General features: G+C 39.3%; 17 protein-coding genes. All 17 read left to right on the top strand.

Annotation, left to right across the window (positions count from 1 at the left end):
* Window positions 1-3: 3 nt before the first annotated feature.
* Window positions 4-837, top strand: a complete 834-nt coding sequence (locus DWZ47_RS09725) for an NAD-dependent epimerase/dehydratase family protein (protein WP_004318127.1) — start codon at window positions 4-6, stop codon at window positions 835-837.
* Between the two features lie 99 nt (window positions 838-936).
* The gene (locus DWZ47_RS09720) at window positions 937-1,197 is read left to right on the top strand and encodes an acyltransferase (RefSeq protein WP_080599528.1); all 261 of its coding nucleotides are present in this window, start codon (window positions 937-939) and stop codon (window positions 1,195-1,197) included.
* Window positions 1,198-1,331: 134 nt separating this feature from the next.
* Window positions 1,332-2,543: a polysaccharide pyruvyl transferase family protein gene (locus tag DWZ47_RS09715; RefSeq protein ID WP_157452178.1), complete on the top strand. Its 1,212-nt coding sequence runs from the start codon at window positions 1,332-1,334 to the stop codon at window positions 2,541-2,543.
* Between the two features lie 18 nt (window positions 2,544-2,561).
* Entirely contained in the window at window positions 2,562-3,776 is a 1,215-nt protein-coding gene (locus DWZ47_RS09710; protein WP_004318129.1) for a Coenzyme F420 hydrogenase/dehydrogenase, beta subunit C-terminal domain, read from the top strand.
* Entirely contained in the window at window positions 3,701-4,891 is a 1,191-nt protein-coding gene (locus DWZ47_RS09705) for a polysaccharide pyruvyl transferase family protein (protein ID WP_229092842.1), read from the top strand. The genes DWZ47_RS09710 and DWZ47_RS09705 overlap by 76 nt, the downstream gene beginning before the upstream one ends.
* 63 nt (window positions 4,892-4,954) lie before the next feature.
* A complete protein-coding gene (locus tag DWZ47_RS09700) occupies window positions 4,955-6,136 on the top strand; it encodes a glycosyltransferase (RefSeq protein WP_044917515.1) in 1,182 nt (393 codons plus the stop codon).
* A gap of 33 nt (window positions 6,137-6,169) precedes the next feature.
* Complete coding sequence (locus DWZ47_RS09695; RefSeq protein ID WP_004318132.1) at window positions 6,170-7,240, top strand: radical SAM protein; 1,071 nt, start codon at window positions 6,170-6,172, stop codon at window positions 7,238-7,240.
* 15 nt (window positions 7,241-7,255) lie between these two features.
* Entirely contained in the window at window positions 7,256-8,344 is a 1,089-nt protein-coding gene (locus DWZ47_RS09690) for an acyltransferase family protein (protein WP_117512967.1), read from the top strand.
* A 13-nt stretch (window positions 8,345-8,357) separates the two neighbouring features.
* On the top strand, window positions 8,358-9,440 hold the full coding sequence (locus DWZ47_RS09685; protein ID WP_004318134.1) for a glycosyltransferase family 4 protein: 1,083 nt from the start codon (window positions 8,358-8,360) through the stop codon (window positions 9,438-9,440).
* Window positions 9,441-9,465: 25 nt separating this feature from the next.
* On the top strand, window positions 9,466-10,872 hold the full coding sequence (locus DWZ47_RS09680; RefSeq protein ID WP_004318135.1) for an undecaprenyl-phosphate glucose phosphotransferase: 1,407 nt from the start codon (window positions 9,466-9,468) through the stop codon (window positions 10,870-10,872).
* 35 nt (window positions 10,873-10,907) lie between these two features.
* Window positions 10,908-11,732 carry a polysaccharide biosynthesis/export family protein gene (locus DWZ47_RS09675; RefSeq protein WP_004318136.1) on the top strand — a complete coding sequence of 275 codons (825 nt, stop codon included), beginning with the start codon at window positions 10,908-10,910 and terminating at the stop codon, window positions 11,730-11,732.
* Between the two features lie 9 nt (window positions 11,733-11,741).
* Window positions 11,742-14,183 (top strand): GumC family protein, encoded by a 2,442-nt coding sequence (locus DWZ47_RS09670; RefSeq protein WP_117512965.1) that lies wholly within the window; start codon window positions 11,742-11,744, stop codon window positions 14,181-14,183.
* A gap of 294 nt (window positions 14,184-14,477) precedes the next feature.
* Window positions 14,478-16,043 carry an ATP-binding protein gene (locus DWZ47_RS09665; protein WP_115484278.1) on the top strand — a complete coding sequence of 522 codons (1,566 nt, stop codon included), beginning with the start codon at window positions 14,478-14,480 and terminating at the stop codon, window positions 16,041-16,043.
* Between the two features lie 13 nt (window positions 16,044-16,056).
* Window positions 16,057-17,631 carry an ATP-binding protein gene (locus DWZ47_RS09660; protein ID WP_099146667.1) on the top strand — a complete coding sequence of 525 codons (1,575 nt, stop codon included), beginning with the start codon at window positions 16,057-16,059 and terminating at the stop codon, window positions 17,629-17,631.
* 162 nt (window positions 17,632-17,793) lie between these two features.
* Entirely contained in the window at window positions 17,794-18,318 is a 525-nt protein-coding gene (locus tag DWZ47_RS09655; protein WP_004295818.1) for an HU family DNA-binding protein, read from the top strand.
* A gap of 68 nt (window positions 18,319-18,386) precedes the next feature.
* Window positions 18,387-18,479 carry a smalltalk protein gene (locus tag DWZ47_RS30405; RefSeq protein ID WP_004295819.1) on the top strand — a complete coding sequence of 31 codons (93 nt, stop codon included), beginning with the start codon at window positions 18,387-18,389 and terminating at the stop codon, window positions 18,477-18,479.
* Window positions 18,480-18,732: 253 nt separating this feature from the next.
* Window positions 18,733-21,060, top strand: a complete 2,328-nt coding sequence (locus DWZ47_RS09650; protein ID WP_117512963.1) for a transglycosylase domain-containing protein — start codon at window positions 18,733-18,735, stop codon at window positions 21,058-21,060.
* Window positions 21,061-21,063 lie beyond the last annotated feature (3 nt).

Here is a 21,063-nt window from a genome sequence, read left to right as displayed (position 1 = left end):
ATTATGAAAATTTTAGTAACTGGAGCTGATGGCTACATTGGTCGGCACATAGTAAATAATTTGTTGGATTTAGGCCATGAAGTAATTGCTGTAGACATTCATACGGATGATATTAATGATAAAGCGGAAAAGAAGAAACTTAATCTTTTTACAGCAGATCTAACGAATGTTTACACATCATTGGGAAGTCCTGATGTTTGTTTGCATATGGCTTGGCGTGATGGATTTGTTCATAACTCAGTCAACCACATAGGAGATTTGTCTTCTCATTATAAATTTTTGGTGGCATTGATGGAACAAGGATTGAAACACTTGGCTGTCATGGGAACCATGCATGAAGTAGGTTACTGGGAGGGTAAGATAGATGAGAATACACCATGCAATCCCATTTCTATGTATGGAATTGCGAAAGATGCTCTTCGTAGGTCTATGATAGCATATTGTAAATCTAACAGTATATTATTGCAATGGCTTCGTGGCTTTTATATTCTTGGCGATGACAAGAAAAACCATTCTATCTTTAGCAAATTATTGCAAGCAGATGAGCAAGGACAAGAGTTGTTTCCTTTCACTACTGGCAAAACAAAATATGATTTTATCAATGTTGATGAATTGGTAGAACAGATTTCTAAAGCAGTAACTCAAACAGATGTTACTGGTATTATCAATTGTTGTTCTGGTAATCCTATGACATTGGCTGAACGTGTAGAGAACTTTATCAAGGACCATAAGTTGAAAATTCGTCTGAATTATGGCGTTTTTCCAGATAGACCTTACGATTCTCCGATAATTTTCGGTGATGATAAAAAGATAAAACAAATTATGTCGTTGAAATAAGATTTTAATGACAAAAATAAGAATTTTGTCGGTGATGGTGTTATTTTTGATAGTTTGTACCCTGAGAATATTAGAATTGGTATACATATTACAATAACTATGGGATATATCTTTCTAACTCATTCGTTAGACACTGAAAAATTGGGTATATCATGGCGAAAGCACAATATAAAAATTGGAAATTTCGTCTTTATTGGTGCTCGTACAATCATCTGCAGCGATGTAGAAATTGGTGATAATTCAATAATTGGAGCTGGTTCCATTGTTACAAAAAATGTACCTCCAAATCAAATATGGGCAGGAAATCCTGCGAAGTTTATAAAAGAAAGACAAAACAAGACTAAAAATATTGATTTATGATAGGAGTTTATTTGGTTTTAATTCTGCAACTATATGTGTCAATATGTCATGTGCAGTGCTTTATAAGGTGATATCATTCTTTTGGGTAGATGATAGATAGGATTGTTGAATAAAGGAAAATAGAATATATGCAAATGAAAAGAAAAGTGGGTGCAGTGATTATTATGCACCCGGGGCAATGTAACTATGGTAGTTCTTTACAAGGATACGCTACAGCCAAAAAAGTGGCGGATTTTGGATATGAGTATGAGATAATCCGGTACAATAAGGTTCGCGATGTGAAATCTTTTTTGAAGAATTTTGTGGGACTTATGCGAAGTGGTGCTTTTAGGCAATGGAAATATTTGCGTAAAAAGAAAAAAGATTTTATTCAGTATCCGGAATTTGCAAGGACGAGAAAAATTAGGGAAGAGGCTGTGAATATATTCAAAGCGAGATATTTGGATAGTGTGTCGCATTATTATAATGGATATAAAGCTCTTCAAGAGGGTTCAAAAAATTACAGTGTAGTCTTTGTCGGCAGTGATCAGGTTTGGGGGCCATTGAGTTTGTACAGCAAGTTTTATAATTTGTATTTTGTAGATAATAGTATACCTAAGTTTTCTTATGCTTCAAGTTTTGGAGTTTCTTCTATTTTTCCTTGGCAGAGAAAAGGAGTGGCAGGTTTCTTAAAACGATTGGATTTAATTGGTGTGCGTGAACAGCGTGGTAAGCAAATAGTGAAAGAGTTGACTGGAAAGGATGCAAAAGTGGTATGTGATCCGACTTTTCTTTTGACTACTGATGAGTGGATAGAGGCACTAATGGAAAATGAAAAAGAGAGAGGGTTAGAGAGAAATGGCGAACCATATAAAATTGATACACCATACATACTGGCTTATGTTTTGGGGGAAAGGAAAGATGTCCGTGAAGAGATAAAAAAACTAAGAGAGCAATCTGGGTTGAAAATTGTAAATCTTCCTCATGTAGATAATTATCATGCAATGGATGATAATCTTGGTGATATTAATCTGTACGATGTTGATCCTTTTGATTTTATACGTCTTATACGTGATGCGGAATATGTAGTAACAGATTCTTTTCATGGTTCGGTATTCTCTATACAGATGCATAAAAAATTCCTTACTTTTTATCGTAAACCTTCTTCTGAAAAGGGAAACACGAATAGCCGGATAGATAGCTTATTCAACATTCTTGGCTTGAGCGAACGGTTATATAAAGGTGATGTATTCAACCAAATCAAAAAAAATATTGATTATGGTTATGTGGATAGACAGGTCGAAGAGTTAAGAATAGATTCTCTTGCTTTCTTTAAACAGGCGTTAGGTCTTGGACGGATTATTTAATTATGAATTTCCTAACAGATGAATATTAGTGGAATAAAAGATTGCTATGGTTGTGGCGTTTGTGCCACAGTTTGTGCCAGACAGATTATTGACATAGCTCTGAATGAAAATGGTTTTCTCGAACCTCGGATTACGGATGAGGGGAAATGCACGAATTGCAGGTTGTGCGTGGATGTGTGTTCTTATTCACATAAAGAGTTGTCGTTGAAAGCTTCGTGTGTCAAGAGTTTTGCTGCTTGGAGTAAGGATGCTGCTGTACGCCGGAAATGCAGTAGCGGTGGAGTAGGCTTTGAGGTGGGAAGAACATTGATTGGTGAGGGATATAAAGTGTGTGGTGTGCGCTATAATGCGGAGCGGAATAGAGCCGAGCATTACGTGGCAACAACTATTGAGGAATTGATTCCTTCGATCGGTTCGAAATATATTCAAAGTTACACAGTAGACGGATTCAAGGCTATCAACAGGAATGAAAAGTATCTGGTGACAGGAACTCCGTGTCAGATAGATTCTTTTCGTAGGTATCTTCAGAAATTTAAGAAAGAAGATAACTTTGTTTTGCTTGACTTTTTTTGTCATGGTGTTCCTTCTAAACTGATGTGGGATAAGTATGTGCATTGGGCGGAAAAGCAAGTGGGAAGTCTGACGTATGTCTCGTGGAGAAATAAGTTCACTGGATGGCATGATTCGTGGGCTATGGCCATTGACGGAAGTGAGAAAGGGGAATCTGTGAAATGGCACGAAAGTTACAACTTGTCAATAAGGGAAAAAAAAAGTTTCCTAAACACCCGATTGTCACAAGGCGATATGTTCTATCGTTTGTTTCTAAGTGATGCGTGCCTGGGTAAGGCTTGTTATGAAAAATGTAAGTTTAAATATGAGAATTCTTCAGCCGATATTCGGATTGGAGACTTGTGGGGCACGACCTATCAAGATGATGAAAAGGGGATAAGTGGTGCTATTGCGTTCACTGATAAGGGGAACAATTTATTGATGAAGGCCAATCTTGAGTGTGTAGAACATCCTTTGTCCGTTGTAGCAGAAGGGCAAATGAAGGAATGTGCTCATCGACCGTTTTTTTATAAAAAGTTGATGACGTTGTTGAAAGACAATAGCCTCGATATTGAAGTAATCATGCTACGCTCGGGAGGCTATTTGAAATGGAAGCGATTGAGGGAACGACTGATGAATCCTTCAAGAACAGCAAGAAATTTGATAAGACGATTCAGAAAATGACAGTAAAGGTTATTACAAGGCATGCTCCTTCGAACTACGGTTCTTTGTTGCAATCGATTGCGACTCAAACAGTTCTTGAACATTTAGGATATGAGTGCAAGATGATTGATTATCAGCGGAAAGATGAGAGGGGGATAAGAATGGTTCTGAATCAGGTGAGCCGGAAAAAAGATTTCAGTAGCCCTTTGAAGAAACTGTTTTATATAATAATTCGTTATCCTGTAGAAAAATATGCTCAATGTCGTTTTGATAGAATGAGGAATCGTTATTTGAAGATGACAAAACGATGTACGACACCGGAAGATTTGTCCCAATTAAAAGCGGATGCTTTTATGACGGGGAGTGACCAAGTGTGGGGACCGGTCATAACAGGAATGTATGATGCGGCTTATTTCCTACAATTTGCTACTGGAGGTGCGAAGCGTCTTTCTTATGCCGCTAGTTTTGGTAAGACAAATTTTGATGCTGCAACTACTAGGGTATATCAGCAAATGCTTGCTTCCTATGACAAGATTACAGTTCGTGAAGATTCTGCCGTGCAGATGCTTGAATCATGGGGAGCAAAGAATTGCTATGGGCAAGTGCTTGATCCTACTTTACTTTTGAGTGCGGATGAGTGGATTGATCTTCTTGTCTATGAAGAAATGCAAATTAAATATGCGAGTCAGAAATATATCTTGGTTTATCAGATTCACAACGATAGACAGTTGTCTTCGTATGCCTTACGACTGGCTGCGCATACAGGATTGAAACTGTTGAGAGTTAATCCTTTTATGCATCAAGTTCACCGTGGAGGAAAATTTGTGTTGTGTCCTGACGTTACGGAATTTCTCTCTTTGATAAAGAACGCTACCTATATTGTGACCGACTCCTTTCATGGGACATGTTTCTCTCTCACTTTCGAGAAGCAATTCATTGAGGTTCTTCCTAATAATACTACGGGAACACGTAATCAGAGCATCTTGGCGTTAACAGGACTATCTAATAGAATTGTATATGATTTTGATGATTTTAGCATCATAAACAGAATGATAAATTATCAGCCGGTGAGAGAGATTCTAGCGAAGGAGCGTGGACGATCAGTCAAGATGTTGAAGTGCTTATTGAATTCTTAATTTTTATTTGAATTAAGTAGCGGTTCATTACTGATTTGAGTAATGGGCATTAATGAAAAGATAATGCGAATATTATTAGCCAACAAATTTTACTATACTCGTGGTGGGGATTGTATTTGTGCCATCAATTTGGAGGAGCTTTTAAAGAAAAACGGGCACGAAGTAGCAATCTTTGCTATGGATTTTCCGAAGAACTTGCAGACTCCATGGAGTAAATATTTTCCCAGTGAGATTCGATTTAAACCGGGAATTGGAATGATAGAAGCTTTTACTCGCCCTTTTGGTACAAGCGAAGTGAGAAGAAAATTTAATATGTTATTGGATGATTTCCATCCGGACGTGGTGCATGTTCATAATATTCATAGCCAGCTTTCGCCAATCATAGTGGAATTGGCTCATCAAAGAGGAATAAAAGTGGTTTGGACATTGCACGATTATAAGTTGCTTTGCCCACGTTATGACTGTCTGCGCAATGGTACGGAAGTTTGTGAAGAGTGTTTTGCAGACAAGCATCGAGTAGTGAAGTATAAGTGTATGAAAAACTCGTGCATTGCTAGTATGCTGGCCTATTGGGAGGCGATGAGATGGAATAGACAACGTTTGGAGGCTTCTACGGATATTTTCTTATCACCCAGTTCTTTCTTGGCAAAAAAAATGAAACAAGGAGGTTTTGATAAATCGAAAATTCACATTCTCTGCAACTTTATAGATGTGGAAAAGACTATAAGGCACGAGTATAACAAGCAAGATTATTATTGTTTTATCGGTCGTTTGTCTCATGAGAAGGGAGTCGCAACTTTGGTAGAGGCAGCTCGGCGGTTGCCCTACAAATTGAAAATCATTGGCGGAGGCCTTCTTATGGATGAACTTAAAACATTGGCAGTCGGAACAAATATTGAATTTGTGGGCTATAAGCAATGGTCGGAGATTAAGGAATTAGTTGGATGTGCTCGCTTTAGTGTTATTCCTTCAGAATGGTACGAAAATAATCCACTTTCAGTAATTGAGGCACAATGTTTAGGAACTCCGGTTTTGGGAGCACGTATTGGAGGAATACCAGAGTTGATAGAAGAGGGAGAAAGTGGTATGTTGTTCGAGTCGAAAAATATGGTGGATCTGAAAAAGAAAATTGAAGCGATGTTTACACATACATTCGATTATGAGGCATTGGCTAAAAGTTCACAAGAAAGATATTCTGCCGATGCTTATTATAAACGGTTAATGACGATTTATACCGGGAAATAAAAAATCGTATATATTTAAAATCATATTTATATTATGGCTACAAATAGTATCCCGTGTCCTACGGACGCAAGCATTATTTTGACGTATCGTTGTCCGATGCGTTGTAAGATGTGTAATGTGTGGCAATATCCCACAGAAAAGAGTAAAGAGATACAACCGGAAGACTTGCGTACACTGCCGAAGTTGAAATTCATAAATCTGACAGGTGGAGAACCTTTTATTCGTGAAGATTTGGACAAGATTGTAGAAGAATGTTATAAACATTCGGATCGTATTGTGATTTCTACATCCGGATGGTTTGAAGACCGTGTGGTAGCATTGGCTAAGAAATTCCCGAATATCGGTATTCGTATTTCTATCGAGGGATTAAGCTGCAAGAATGACGAGTTGCGTGGTCATGCGGGTGGCTTTGATAAAGGTTTGCGAACGCTATTGACGCTGAAAGATATGGGATTAAAAGACATCGGTTTTGGATGTACGGTATCCAATAATAACTCCAAGGATATGCTTTCACTCTATCAGTTGAGTAAGTCATTGGGGATGGAATTTGCTACAGCTGCTTTCCACAACTCATATTATTTTCATAAAGACGATAATGTGATAACAAACAAAGATGAAGTCTGCAAAAACTTTGAACAGTTGATAGAATGGCAATTGAAAGAGAATCATCCGAAAAGCTGGTTCCGTGCTTTCTTCAATATGGGACTAATCAATTATATAGAAGGAGGTCGCCGTATGCTGCCTTGCGAAGCCGGTTCTGCCAATTTCTTTATTGAGCCTTATGGCGATGTGTATCCATGTAATGGTTTGGAAGAAAAATACTGGATGAAGAAAATGGGTAATATCCGTGAAACTCCGAACTTTATGACTATTTGGGAAAGTGAACAGGCGCAACAAGTACGTGCTATGGTGCGCAAATGTCCGAAGAACTGTTGGATGGTAGGTACTGCTTCCCCGGTGATGCATAAATATATTAAGCATCCTTTGAAATGGGCGTTAAAAAATAAATTCTTGAGTATAAAAGGTAAGCCTGCGTGTCTGGACAAATGTTGGTATAACGTAGGACAGGATCCTTGTCAGGGAGATTTAAGAGATAAGTTCTGATATAAAACAGTAGAAATGAATAATCAATCTCGTCCGATTACCCCCCCCCAAAAAAAACCGTTAAATAAGTTTAATAAACAACGATATGATTCGTTAGATGGGCTACGGGCTTATGCTGCTGTAGGTATTGTGTTAATGCACGTTTTGAGTAACATCACACTGAAACCTTCGGAAAATTATCTCACATTAAAGCTGATTCCTTTTTTTACGGATTTCACGCTGTTGTTTATGATAGTAAGTGGATTTTCGCTTTGTTGTGGTTATTATGAGCGATTCAAGAAAGGAACCATTACTCCTAATTCTTTTTACAAGAAGCGATATGCAAGGATTTTGCCTTATTTTGCCTGCCTTTGTTTGCTGGATTTGGTTATGAATCCTAGTCGTGGAGCATTTTTTGAGACATTCGCCAACCTCACTTTATGTTTTAATCTTTTGCCTAATCCACATATCACGGTGATTGGAGTGGGTTGGTTTTTGGGAGTTGTGTTCGTTTTTTATTTGCTTTTCCCCTTCTTTGTTTTTATGACGGACAATAAGCGGCGGGCGTGGCTGTCTATGTTGATAGCTTTGGGCTTTGTATGGGTGGCTATGCTTTATTTCTATACTCCGGAGTTTGTGGACAAGTCTCCCGGGCGTACAAATTTTATTTATTGTGCACCGTTGTTTTTATCGGGAGGAATCGCTTATTTATATCGGAAAAGCATTTGTCAATGGGGCGGTAAGTACAGTTCTCTTTGTGCTGTTTTTACTGTCCTGCTGACGGTGGCTTTCTTTATGTTTTGTTTGAGGGTGAAAAATGATTTCGTGCATTATGTTATTGAAAGCGGAATGTTCGTGGCTTGGCTGCTCTATGCAATTGGAGCTAAGAATGCGTTCTTGAATAATAGAGTGGCAAGATATATTAGCAACATCAGTATGGAGATTTATTTGGCTCACATGGTGATATTTAGAGTTATTGAAAAAGTACATATCGAACGTTTTATCAGCCAACCTGATATGAATTATATCGTTACTTGTATAATTGTGCTTGGTGGGGTTATCTGTTTTGCTCATATCATGAAGTATTATGTGTTGCAACGGGTTGTAAATTGGATAGAAAAATAAGACTTTTGATTACATGAGAATTGTAGTAACTGGCACTCGGGGTATCCCTGATATTCTGGGCGGTGTTGAGACACATTGTGAGGAGCTTTTTCCACGTATTGCGAGAAAAGATATTGACGTCACTCTGATTCGGAGGAAAAGCTACGTCCATGATTCGCTTACAGAATACAAAGGGATAAAACTGGTGGACTTGGTGACTCCCAAGAAAAAGTCATTTGAAGCTATCATTCATACATTCAAAGCTATTCTGAAAGCTAAAAGCCTGCATGCGGATATTGTACATATCCATGCTATAGGACCTGCACTGGTGACACCGTTGGCACGCCTGCTGGGCATGAAGGTGGTGTTTACTCACCATGGTCCCGATTATGACCGGGATAAGTGGGGATTTGCTGCGAAGACGATGTTGAGATTAGGGGAACGGATGGGATGTATGTTTGCTAATGAGGTGATTGTTATCTCGGAGGTGATCAATGACCTTTTGGTACGCAAATACGGGCGGAGAGACTGCCACTTGATTTACAACGGAGTACCTGCGCCGGATAAGGTGGCGGATACGGACTATTTGAATAGCCTGGGGGTAGAACCCTGTAAATATGTATTTGCAATGGGACGATTTGTACCGGAAAAGAACTTTCATCAGTTGATTCGGGCTTTTGCAGCTCTGAAACAACAGAATTATAAACTGGTGCTTGCAGGTGATACAGATTTTGAGGATGATTATTCAAAGAAACTGAAGTCTTTAGCAAAAGAGAATGGGGTAATTCTGACTGGTTTTATTAAAGGTACTAAGTTGCATGAACTGCTAACTCATGCCCGTTGTTTTGTTTTGCCGTCTTCTCATGAAGGTTTACCTATCGCTTTATTGGAGGCAATGAGCTATGATCTTCCAGTGATTGTGAGTAATATCCCTGCAAATCTGGAAGTAGGGCTGGCTTTTGATTGCTATTTTCAGACAGGGAATGAAAAGCAACTACAGGAAAAATTACAAAAGAATTTAGTGCAGGATTTTTGTTCTGTCCATTATTTTATGGATGAATATAACTGGGATAGAATAGCAGAACAGGTTGTTTCTGTATACAGAAATATGTTTTAATTTTTATATATTTAAGTTTGTTGTTATGCAGGAAGTCCAACGTTTTAACAAAGTCCTAAAGTCTTTGGTCCTTTTGGGGGATCTTATTTTGCTGAACCTGCTTTTATGGGGATTTAATTTGTTTCTAGGTACCCGTTTCTGGTGTATCCATTGCGGTTCTATCTTTCAGGGTATGACTCTTATCACTCTGTGCTATTTACTTTGTAATATGCATTCAGGTGTTATTCTTCATCGTCCTGTGGTGCGTCCTGAACAGATTATGATCCGTGTCTTACGTAACATGGTTCCTTTTGTTTTTTTTTCGGTTTGTACGTTGCTTGTTTTTCATTTTCATTTTTCCCATTCCCGCTATTTCGGACTGTTTTATGTTACACTGATAATTGTCATTATTAGCTACCGCCTAATTTCCCGTCATTTTCTGGAGCTTTATCGGAAAAAGGGAGGAAATGTTCGCAAGGTAGTATTAGTTGGGAGCCATGAGAATATGCAGGAACTTTATCATGCGATGACGGATGATCCTACGTCCGGTTATCGTGTACTGGGGTATTTCGAGGATTTTCCTTCGGACCGGTATCCGCAGGATGTTCCATATTTGGGACAACCAAACGAAGTATGTGCTTTTTTAGAAAAACATGCGGGAGAGATCAATCAGCTTTACTGTAGTCTTCCTTCTGTGCGCAGTGCGGAGATTGTTCCCATCATTAATTACTGCGAAAACCATCTGGTCCGTTTTTTTAGTGTTCCTAATGTCCGTAACTATTTGAAACGTAGAATGCATTTTGAATTATTGGGGAATGTTCCTGTACTTTCCATTCGTTGTGAGCCATTGGAATCACTGGAGAACCGTATTATCAAGCGTGCTTTTGATGTTGTTTGTTCAGGGTTATTTCTTATTACTGTTTTTCCGTTCGTCTATATATTCTTCGGAATTGCAATTAAATTAAGTTCTCCCGGTCCTATCTTTTTCAAGCAGAAACGCAGTGGTGAGGATGGTCGTGAATTCTGGTGTTACAAGTTTCGTTCGATGAAGGTTAATGCGCAATGTGATACTCTTCAGGCTACGGAAAATGATCCTCGTAAAACACGTATCGGAGAGATAATGAGGAAGACTAGTGTGGATGAATTGCCACAATTCATCAATGTGTTGAAGGGGGATATGTCCATTGTAGGTCCCCGTCCTCACATGTTGAAACATACGGAGGAATATTCCAATCTGATAAACAAGTTTATGGTTCGTCATTTTGTAAAACCTGGAATAACGGGTTGGGCGCAGGTGACAGGCTATCGTGGTGAGACGAAAGAACTCTGGCAGATGGAGGGACGTGTGCAACGTGATATTTGGTATATAGAGCATTGGACTTTTTTATTGGACTTATATATTATGTATAAGACGGTGTATAATGCTATACATGGAGAAAAAGAAGCATATTAGAAAATTAAAAATTAGGAATTAAAGGGCGTTTAATTATGAATTTAAGAATTATGATGAGAAGACTTAACAAAAGAAATTCGTGGCTACTATTGTTGCCATTCCTATTGGCTGCCTGCCAGTCTTATAAAAAGGTTCCCTATTTCCAGAATGTGGAAGTTGTGAACGAGGTAGAACAACAGGAAAAACTGTATGATGCCAAGATCATGCCCAAGGATTTGTTGACTATTGTGGTATCGTGTACTAATCCTGAACTTGCGATACCTTTTAATCTGACGGTTGCCAGCAATGCCGGAATAGCTGTAAGTACTTCGTCTTATGTGACTACTCAACCTGTATTACAACCTTATTTGGTAGATAATGAAGGAAACATAAATTTTCCAGTATTAGGAGAATTGAAGTTAGGAGGTTTAACGAAAAGGGAAGCGGAACAGCTGATTATAGATAAATTGAAGCCTTACATGAAGGAGACTCCCATTGTAACGGTCCGTATGGTAAATTATAAAATATCTGTTATCGGCGAAGTTACCCGTCCCGGTACTTTCACTATCTCTAATGAGAAAGTGAATCTGTTGGAGGCATTGGCCATGGCTGGTGATATGACGGTCTACGGTCTTCGTGATAATGTAAAGTTGATTCGTGAAGACGCAAACGGTAAACAGCAAATTGTAGCCTTGGATTTGAATAAGGCCGAAACCATTCTTTCACCTTACTATTGGTTACAGCAGAATGATATTGTCTATGTGACCCCCAATAAAGCAAAGGCTCGAAATTCAGATGTCGGTAATAGTACTAGTCTTTGGTTCTCCGCTACTTCTATTCTGGTATCCGTTGTCAGCCTATTAGTAAATATTTTAAAATAATGATTTGCAATGAAAGAAACAAATTTCAACGAAGCACAAGAATCTAAGGAAGAAAATATAGACGTCAAGGAACTACTGTTTAAGTATTTGATCCACTGGCCTTGGTTTGTGGGGGCGGTTGTGGCGTGTTTGATTGCAGCTTGGGTCTATTTGCATATGTCCACTCCCGTATATAATATTTCCGCTACGGTTTTAATAAAGGATGATAAGAAAGGGGGGAGTGCTGGAATGCTTTCCGGGTTGGAGAGTCTGGGATTGGATGGCATGGTCTCTTCTTCGCAGAATATTGATAACGAGATTGAAGTTCTCCGTTCCAAGACTATTGTCAAAGAGGTGGTTGAAGATTTGGGACTCTATATTTCTTATACGGATGAGGATGAATTTCCTTCCAGAAACATGTATAAGACTTCGCCTGTGCAAGTAAGCCTGACTCCACAGGAGGCTGACTTGTTGGAGAAACCGATAATTGTGGAGATGACATTGCAACCACAGGGAAGTATAGATGTGAATGTGAAGATAGGCGATGATGAATATCAGAAACATTTCGAAAAGTTGCCAGCTGTTTTTCCTACCGATAAAGGAACATTAGCTTTTTTCCTGACGCCGGACTCGGTATTGTCTTCTAAAAGAACATCGGAAGAAACTACGGATTCGGAAAAGACTACACGCAATATTACTGCAACAATTAATAAACCTTTGGCTGTAGCGAAAGCATATTGCAAGAATATGACTATCGAGCCGACTTCCAAAACCACTTCCGTGGCTGTCATATCTTTGAAAAACTCAAATGTACAGCGAGGTAAGGATTTTATCAATAAGCTATTGGAGATGTATAATATCAATACGAATAATGATAAGAATGAAGTGGCACAAAAAACTGCAGAATTTATTAATGAACGTATTAGTATTATCTCTAAAGAACTCGGTAGTACGGAAAAGGATCTGGAGAGTTTCAAACGTGGGGCGGGTATTACGGATTTGACCAGTGATGCACAAATTGCATTGACGGGTAGCGCTGAATATGAAAAGAAGCGTGTGGAAAATCAAACCCAGATTAATCTGCTGCAGGATTTGCAGAGATATATGCAAAATGAAGGTTATGAGGTTCTGCCTAGTAATATCGGATTGCAGGATGTGAATCTTGCGGCTGCTATCAACCGTTATAATGATGTTCTTGTTGAGAGGAAACGTTTATTACGTACATCAACGGAGAATAATCCTACCATTATAAATCTTGATACCAGCATTAGTGCAATGAAAGAGAATGTACAAGTATCTTTAGACAGGGTTTTGCGTGGATTATTTATCACAAAAGCGGATCTGGATCGTGAAGCGAGCCGTTATTCCCGTCGCATTAGTGAGGCACCTGGGCAGGAACGTGAGTTTGTGAGTATTGCGCGTCAGCAGGAAATTAAGGCCGGACTCTATTTGATGCTTCTTCAGAAACGTGAGGAAAATGCTATAACTCTGGCTGCTACAGCCAATAATGCGAAGATTATAGATGAAGCTATAGCAGATGATGCTCCTGTGTCTCCTAGAAGTAAAATTACTTATTTGATCGCTTTGATACTAGGAGTCGGAATTCCGGTAGGGGTTATATATTTGCTTGAATTAACCAAATTCAAGATTGAAGGTCGTGCAGATGTAGAAAAACTTACTAGTGCACCTATTGTCGGTGATATCCCGTTGACAGATGAAAAGCAGGGAGTTATTGCTGTATTTGAGAATCAAAACAACCTGATGAGTGAAACTTTCCGCAATGTCCGAACGAATCTTCAGTTTATGCTTGGAAATGGCAAGAAGGTGATTTTAGTTACTTCTACAGTCAGTGGTGAAGGTAAATCTTTTATCTCTGGTAATCTTGCTATCAGTCTTTCTTTATTAGGGAAGAAAGTAGTAATAGTTGGTCTTGATATCCGTAAACCGGGCTTGAATAAGGTATTTAATATTCCGAGAAAAGAAGTTGGTATAACTCAATATTTGGCTAATCCGGAAAAGAATTTGATGGATTTGGTACAACCTTCTGATGTTAGCAAAAATCTTTATATTCTTCCTGGTGGAACAGTTCCTCCTAATCCGACCGAATTATTGGCTCGTGATGGCTTGGATAAAGCAATTGAAACACTCAAGAAGAGTTTTGATTATGTAATTTTGGATACAGCTCCTGTTGGTATGGTAACTGATACATTGCTGATAGGACGTGTGGCTGATTTATCAGTTTATGTTTGTCGCGCAGACTATACTCACAAGAATGAATATACTTTGATTAACGAACTTGCTGAAAAAGATAAATTACCTAACCTATGTACTGTGATAAATGGTTTGGATCTGAAGAGAAGAAAGTACGGTTATTATTACGGTTATGGCAAATATGGCAAGTATTATGGCTATGGTAAGCGGTATGGCTACGGTTATGGATATGGAGAACAATCTCACGCCAAGGAAGACTAAAGCCATTAATGACCGATATTTTTTAGGTTAATAATGTCATAGAGTACTTTTAATACTTTACACGAAAGTGAGATGGAACATGTAGGTCCCTAACTTCATGCTACACACATGAAGACCCCTACATTTTGTGGTCAGGAAATACACAGCGGTGTATTCTTGATCAACGCCCTCATGTCGGTGTAAATCCGATGTGATTTCTATTATATCAACCGTCTGTGAAGATAGTTGATATTTTTTTTGTAAAGCAATGACTGATGGATAATTTTTAGTAGCTTTGTGAAAAATATGATTGATATGGAAGATTTGCAAAGACTATATCCTATCGGGATACAGACATTCTCGAAGATACGGGAGGGGAATTACCTCTATGTTGATAAGACGGAGTATGTTTACCGGATGACTCATTCGGCTTCCAGCTATATGTTTTTGAGCCGTCCACGACGTTTTGGGAAATCATTACTTACTTCTACGCTGCATAGCTATTTCTCCGGTCGTAAGGATCTGTTTCATGGATTGGCTATGGAGAAACTGGAGAAGGAGTGGACGGAATATCCGGTGCTTCACTTTGATATGAGTATGGCGAAACATGTGGATAAAGGAGGATTGGAACGTCTTCTTGATTTTATGCTTGCTGAATATGAACGTACGTTTGCTATTAACGCAGTAGAGGGGGATGCCAATCTACGCTTAGTTAATCTTATTAAGCGTGCTTATGAGCAAACAGGTAAGAAGGTGGTTGTGCTTATTGATGAATATGATGCTCCTTTGCTTGATGTGGTACATGAACGGGAAAATCTGGATGTATTGCGTAACATCATGCGTAACTTCTACAGTCCGTTAAAAGCTTGTGATCCTTATTTGCGTTATGTATTTCTGACTGGTATTACTAAATTCTCACAATTAAGTATTTTTAGTGAGTTGAATAATATAAAGAATATTAGTATGGATGAGCCATACGCTGTTATCTGTGGAATTAGTGAAGATGAGATACGTTTGCAAATGAAGGATGATTTGGAAGGATTGGCAAAGAAATTGGAGATAACACCTGAAGAGGCTTTGATGAAATTGAAAGAAAATTATGATGGTTATCATTTCACATCTCCTTCGCCCGATATATATAATCCTTTCAGTTTGCTAAATGCTTTTGCAGATGGAAAATTTGGATCTTATTGGTTTGGTAGCGGTACGCCTACATATCTGATAAATATGTTGGAGAAGTTTGGCGTAGAACCTTCCGAAATTGGAAATAATAGGGTTTCGGTCGAGGATTTTGATGCACCAACAGAAAGGATGACAAGTATTATCCCGCTGCTATATCAAAGTGGCTATATCACTATTAAGAATTATGATGAGGAATTAGACTTGTATACATTGAATATTCCTAATAAGGAAGTGAGAATAGGCCTGATGAAAAGTCTTCTTCCACATTATGTCGGTAGTAAAGCTCCGGAAACCACGACAATGGTGGCGTATCTTTCCCGTGATATCCGTAATGGGGATATGGATACTGCATTACGCCGTTTGCAAACGTTCCTGTCCACTATACCGCAATGCGATAATACGAAATATGAAGGACACTATCAGCAGGTTTTTTATATCATATTTAGTTTATTAGGGTATTATGTGGATGTGGAAGTTCGTACTCCTCGTGGACGGGTAGATATAGTACTTCGTACGAAGACTACATTGTATGTGATGGAACTGAAATTGGATAAAAGTGCGGGTGAAGCGATGGAGCAAATTGATTTGAAGAATTATCCGGAACGCTTTGCTTTATGTGGATTGCCTGTCGTAAAGGTGGCTGTCAGTTTTGATAGCGAACGGTGTACGATTGGGGGCTGGGAGATTATAAATGCTTAAGTATGTGAAAAATATGATTGATATGGAAGATTTGCAAAGACTATATCCTATCGGGATACAGACATTCTCGAAGATACGGGAGGGGAATTACCTCTATGTTGATAAGACGGAGTATGTTTACCGGATGACTCATTCGGCTTCCAGCTATATGTTTTTGAGCCGTCCACGACGTTTTGGTAAGTCATTACTTACTTCCACGCTGCATAGCTATTTTTCCGGACGTAAGGAGCTGTTTCATGGATTGGCTATGGAGAAACTGGAGAAGGAGTGGACGGAATATCCGGTACTTCACTTCGATATGAGTACCGCCAAACATGCGGATAGTGAACAGTTGCTCCAAGAATTGAATCTGAAACTATATGGTTATGAACAGATTTATGGACGGCTGGAGGAGGAGGTTAATCCCAATCAGCGTTTGATGGGACTGATAAAACGTGCCTATGAGCAGACCGGAAAGAAAGTGGTTGTGCTTATTGATGAATATGATGCTCCTTTGCTTGATGTGGTACATGAACGGGAAAATCTGGATGTATTGCGTAACATCATGCGTAACTTCTACAGCCCATTAAAAGCTTGTGATCCTTATTTGCGATATGTATTTCTGACTGGTATTACCAAATTCTCCCAACTAAGTATTTTTAGTGAGTTGAATAATATAAAGAATATTAGTATGGATGAGCCATACGCTGCTATCTGTGGAATTAGTGAAGATGAGATACGTTTGCAAATGAAGGATGATTTGGGAGGATTGGCAAAGAAATTGGAGATAACACCTGAAGAGGCTTTGATGAAATTGAAAGAAAATTATGATGGTTATCATTTCACATCTCCTTCGCCCGATATATATAATCCTTTTAGTTTGCTAAATGCTTTTGCTGATGGAAAATTTGGATCTTATTGGTTTGGTAGCGGTACTCCTACATATCTGGTTAAGATGTTGGATAAATTCGGTGTGAAACCTTCCGAAATTGGACGTAGACAGCTGAAATCTTCAGTTTTCGATGCTCCTACTGAAACGATGACTGATGCAGTGCCTTTATTATACCAAAGTGGTTATATCACTATTAAGGATTATAATAAGATGCTAGATCTTTATACGCTGGATATTCCCAATAAAGAAGTAAGGCTGGGACTTATGGAGAGCCTTCTTCCTTATTATGTAAATAACAAGACACCTGAAGCAACTACCATGGTGGCTTATCTTTTTTATGATATTCAGAATGGTGATATGGATGCTGCTTTACACCGTTTGCAGGAATTTCTGTCTACGATTCCTTACTGCGACAATACAAGGTTCGAAGGACACTATCAACAGGTCTTTTATATCATATTCAGTTTGTTGGGATATTACGTGGATGTGGAGGTTCGTACTCCTCGTGGACGGGTAGATATAGTACTTCGTACGAAGACTACATTGTATGTGATGGAACTGAAATTGGATAAAAGTGCGGGTGAAGCGATGGAGCAAATTGATTTGAAGAATTATCCGGAACGCTTTGCTTTATGTGGATTGCCTGTCGTAAAGGTGGCTGTCAGTTTTGATAGCGAACGGTGTACGATTGGGGACTGGGAGATTATAGAATGCTGATTATGTTGTTGATTTATAGTTTGTTATATACTTAGGTAAATGAAAATAGCTCCGCAAGGAGCTTTTTTCTTTTCTATCCGGAATAAAAGTTTCACCTTTGCATTGTTGATCAACAAAACGTGAATAAATAAACTTGAATTTAAATCTTTAAAAAAACGTAGTATGAGTGTAATTTACAAAGTCATTACGCGGCCAACAGATCCGCGTGTTCCCAATTCTCCTAAGAGATATTATCCGCATCTGATCACTTTAGGTCAGTCCGTCAACCTGAAATATATTGCACAGAAAATGCAGGATCGTTCTTCGCTGTCTATCGGTGACATCAAGAGTGTAATCCAGAATTTTGTGGAAAAAATGAAGGAGCAGTTGTTGGAAGGTAAGTCTGTGAATATCGAAGGTTTGGGTGTGTTTATGTTGACTGCCCGTTCGAAAGGTGCGGAGTTGGCGAAGGATATTAATGCTAAGAGTGTAGATAGTGTTCGTATCTTTTTCCAAGCTAATAAAGAGTTGCGTGTCACCAAAACTGCTACCCGTGCAGATGAGAAGTTAGATCTGATCAGTCTGGATGAATATCTGAAGAAAATTAGCGTTACTGTATCTCCGGAAGATCCCGAGAAACCGGATGAAGGCGAAGGTGGCGGAGATGAAGGTGGCGGTAGCGGAGAGGCACCGGATCCCGCAGCTTAATGTCTTGTTGATTAATAGCTGACGGTTAGAGTGTTCATTTAGTGTTTAATTTAAAAAGAGAAATGTCTATGAAAAAAACGTGGAGTATTATTTTGAAAGTGATTATTGCTGTTGCCGGTGCGATTGCCGGAGTGGTAGGTGTGCAGGCAGCAACCTTGTAATTGATTATCTTATAAATAGGTATATTTATGAATGAATAACAGGCGGGATTTTTCCCGCCTGTTTGTGTTTAGATATAATAAGAGGGTTGCTTTCTTGAAAAAAGCTCTTTTTTGTTTTGTTTCATGCTATTTGTTAGGAGTATCGCTCTATATTTTAACAAAATAGAAATTATAATCAAACTCGTTGGCTGAATAGCGGATTTTATCTACCTTTGCATCTTAATTAAATGCGTCATTTTAAGCGAGAAAAAACATGATTCGAAAAATAATAAAAGCTCTTTGGATATTCTTGGTAGTCATAATATTGGCTATTGTTATAGTCTTTGTCTCCATTTCAAAGGGTTGGATTGGCTATATGCCTCCTGTAGAGGAACTTGAGAACCCGAGCTATAAATTTGCAACAGAGATTTTTTCTGAAGATGAGAAAGTGCTTGGTACATGGTCTTACAGCAAGGAAAACCGGGTGTACACGGCTTACAAGGATTTGTCACCCAGTATTATCAATGCTCTTATTGCAACGGAAGATGTTCGTTTTGTCGAGCATTCGGGTATTGATGCCAAAGCGTTGTTCCGTGCGTTTGTGAAACGTGGTTTGATGTTTCAGAAAAATGCAGGTGGGGGTAGTACCTTGTCACAACAGCTAGCTAAACAGTTGTTTACGGAAAATGTGGCTAGAAATACACTTCAACGTCTTTTCCAAAAACCGATTGAATGGGTGATTGCGGTGAAACTTGAACGTTACTACACCAAAGAGGAAATATTGAGTATGTATCTCAATAAATTTGATTTTCTGAATAATGCTGTTGGTATCAAAACTGCTGCATATACCTATTTTGGCTGTGAACCGAAAGACTTGAAGATTGAAGAAGCAGCTACGTTGGTGGGTATGTGTAAGAATCCGTCACTCTACAATCCGGTTCGTTTCAACGAACGTTCCCGTGGCCGTCGTAATGTGGTGCTCGAGCAGATGCGTAAAGCCGGATATATCACAGATGCAGAATGTGATTCTTTGCAGGCTCTTCCGTTGAAACTGACTTATAACCGTGTTGACCATAAAGAGGGACTGGCTACTTATTTCCGTGAATATCTCCGTGGCGTTATGACAGCACCGAAACCAGTAAGAAGTGATTATCGTGGTTGGCAAATGCAGAAATTCTACGAAGATTCTATCGCTTGGGAAACTAACCCGTTATATGGCTGGTGTGCGAAAAACAAGAAGAAAGACGGTACAAATTATAACATCTATACAGATGGATTGAAGATTTATACAACTATCAATTCACGTATGCAGCAGTATGCCGAAGATGCTGTAAAAGAGCATTTGGGTGATTATCTGCAACCTGTATTCTTCAAGGAAAAAGAGGGAAGTAAGAATGCCCCGTATGCACGATCACTACCGGAAAAACGAGTGGAAGAGTTGTTGACGAAAGCAATGAAACAAACGGAACGTTATCGCCTCATGAAAGAGGCGGGAGCTTCGGAACAACAGATTCGTAAGGCGTTCGATACACCGGAAGAAATGACTGTCTTTTCCTGGAAGGGTGATAAAGATACGATTATGACACCGATGGATTCCATCCGCTACTACAAATCTTTCTTGCGGACGGGATTTATGTCAATGGATCCGGCAAACGGACACGTGAAGGCTTATGTGGGCGGACCGAATTATGTATATTTCCAGTATGATATGGCGATGGTGGGACGTCGTCAGGTAGGTTCTACTATTAAGCCGTATTTATATACATTGGCAATGGAGAACGGATTTTCTCCTTGCGATCAGGCACGCCACGTAGAGCAAACTTTGATTGATGAGAATGGAACTCCCTGGACACCACGTAATGCAAATGATAAGCGTTATGGAGAAATGGTAACTCTGAAATGGGGATTGGCAAACTCCGATAACTGGATTTCTGCATATCTGATGGGTAAGCTGAATCCGTATGATTTGGTACGCTTGATCCATAGTTTTGGTGTACGTAATAAAGCAATTGATCCGGTGGTTTCACTTTGTCTGGGACCTTGTGAAATTTCTGTCGGTGAAATGGTCAGCGCATACACGGCTTTTGCCAATAAAGGAATCCGGGTGGCTCCATTGTTCGTTACCCGCATTGAGGATAGTGATGGTAATGTCATTTCTACTTTTGCACCGCAAATGGAAGAAGTGATAAGCGCGTCGAGCACTTACAAAATGCTGGTTATGCTGCGTGCCGTTATCAATGAAGGAACGGGTGGACGTGTTCGTCGATATGGGATTACCGCCGATATGGGTGGAAAAACTGGAACGACCAATGATAACTCCGATGCCTGGTTTATGGGATTCACTCCTTCACTGGTATCCGGTTGTTGGGTAGGAGGGGACGAACGTGATATTCACTTCGGTAGAATGACCTATGGACAGGGTGCTGCTGCAGCTTTGCCTATCTGGGCAATGTATATGAAGAAAGTGTATGACGATCCGACCTTGGGATATGACCAGCAGGAGAGATTCAAACTCCCTGAAGGGTTTGACCCGTGTGCCGGTTCGGAAACTCCTGATGGCGAAGTGATAGAAGAAGGGGGATTGGACGATCTTTTCAATTAAAGA

This window comes from Bacteroides sp. AF32-8BH (genome assembly GCF_003435205.1).
GTDB lineage: Bacteria > Bacteroidota > Bacteroidia > Bacteroidales > Bacteroidaceae > Bacteroides > Bacteroides ovatus.
Note: the sequence above shows the minus strand (reverse complement) of the source record. Positions and strands in the feature narration are given on the sequence as shown.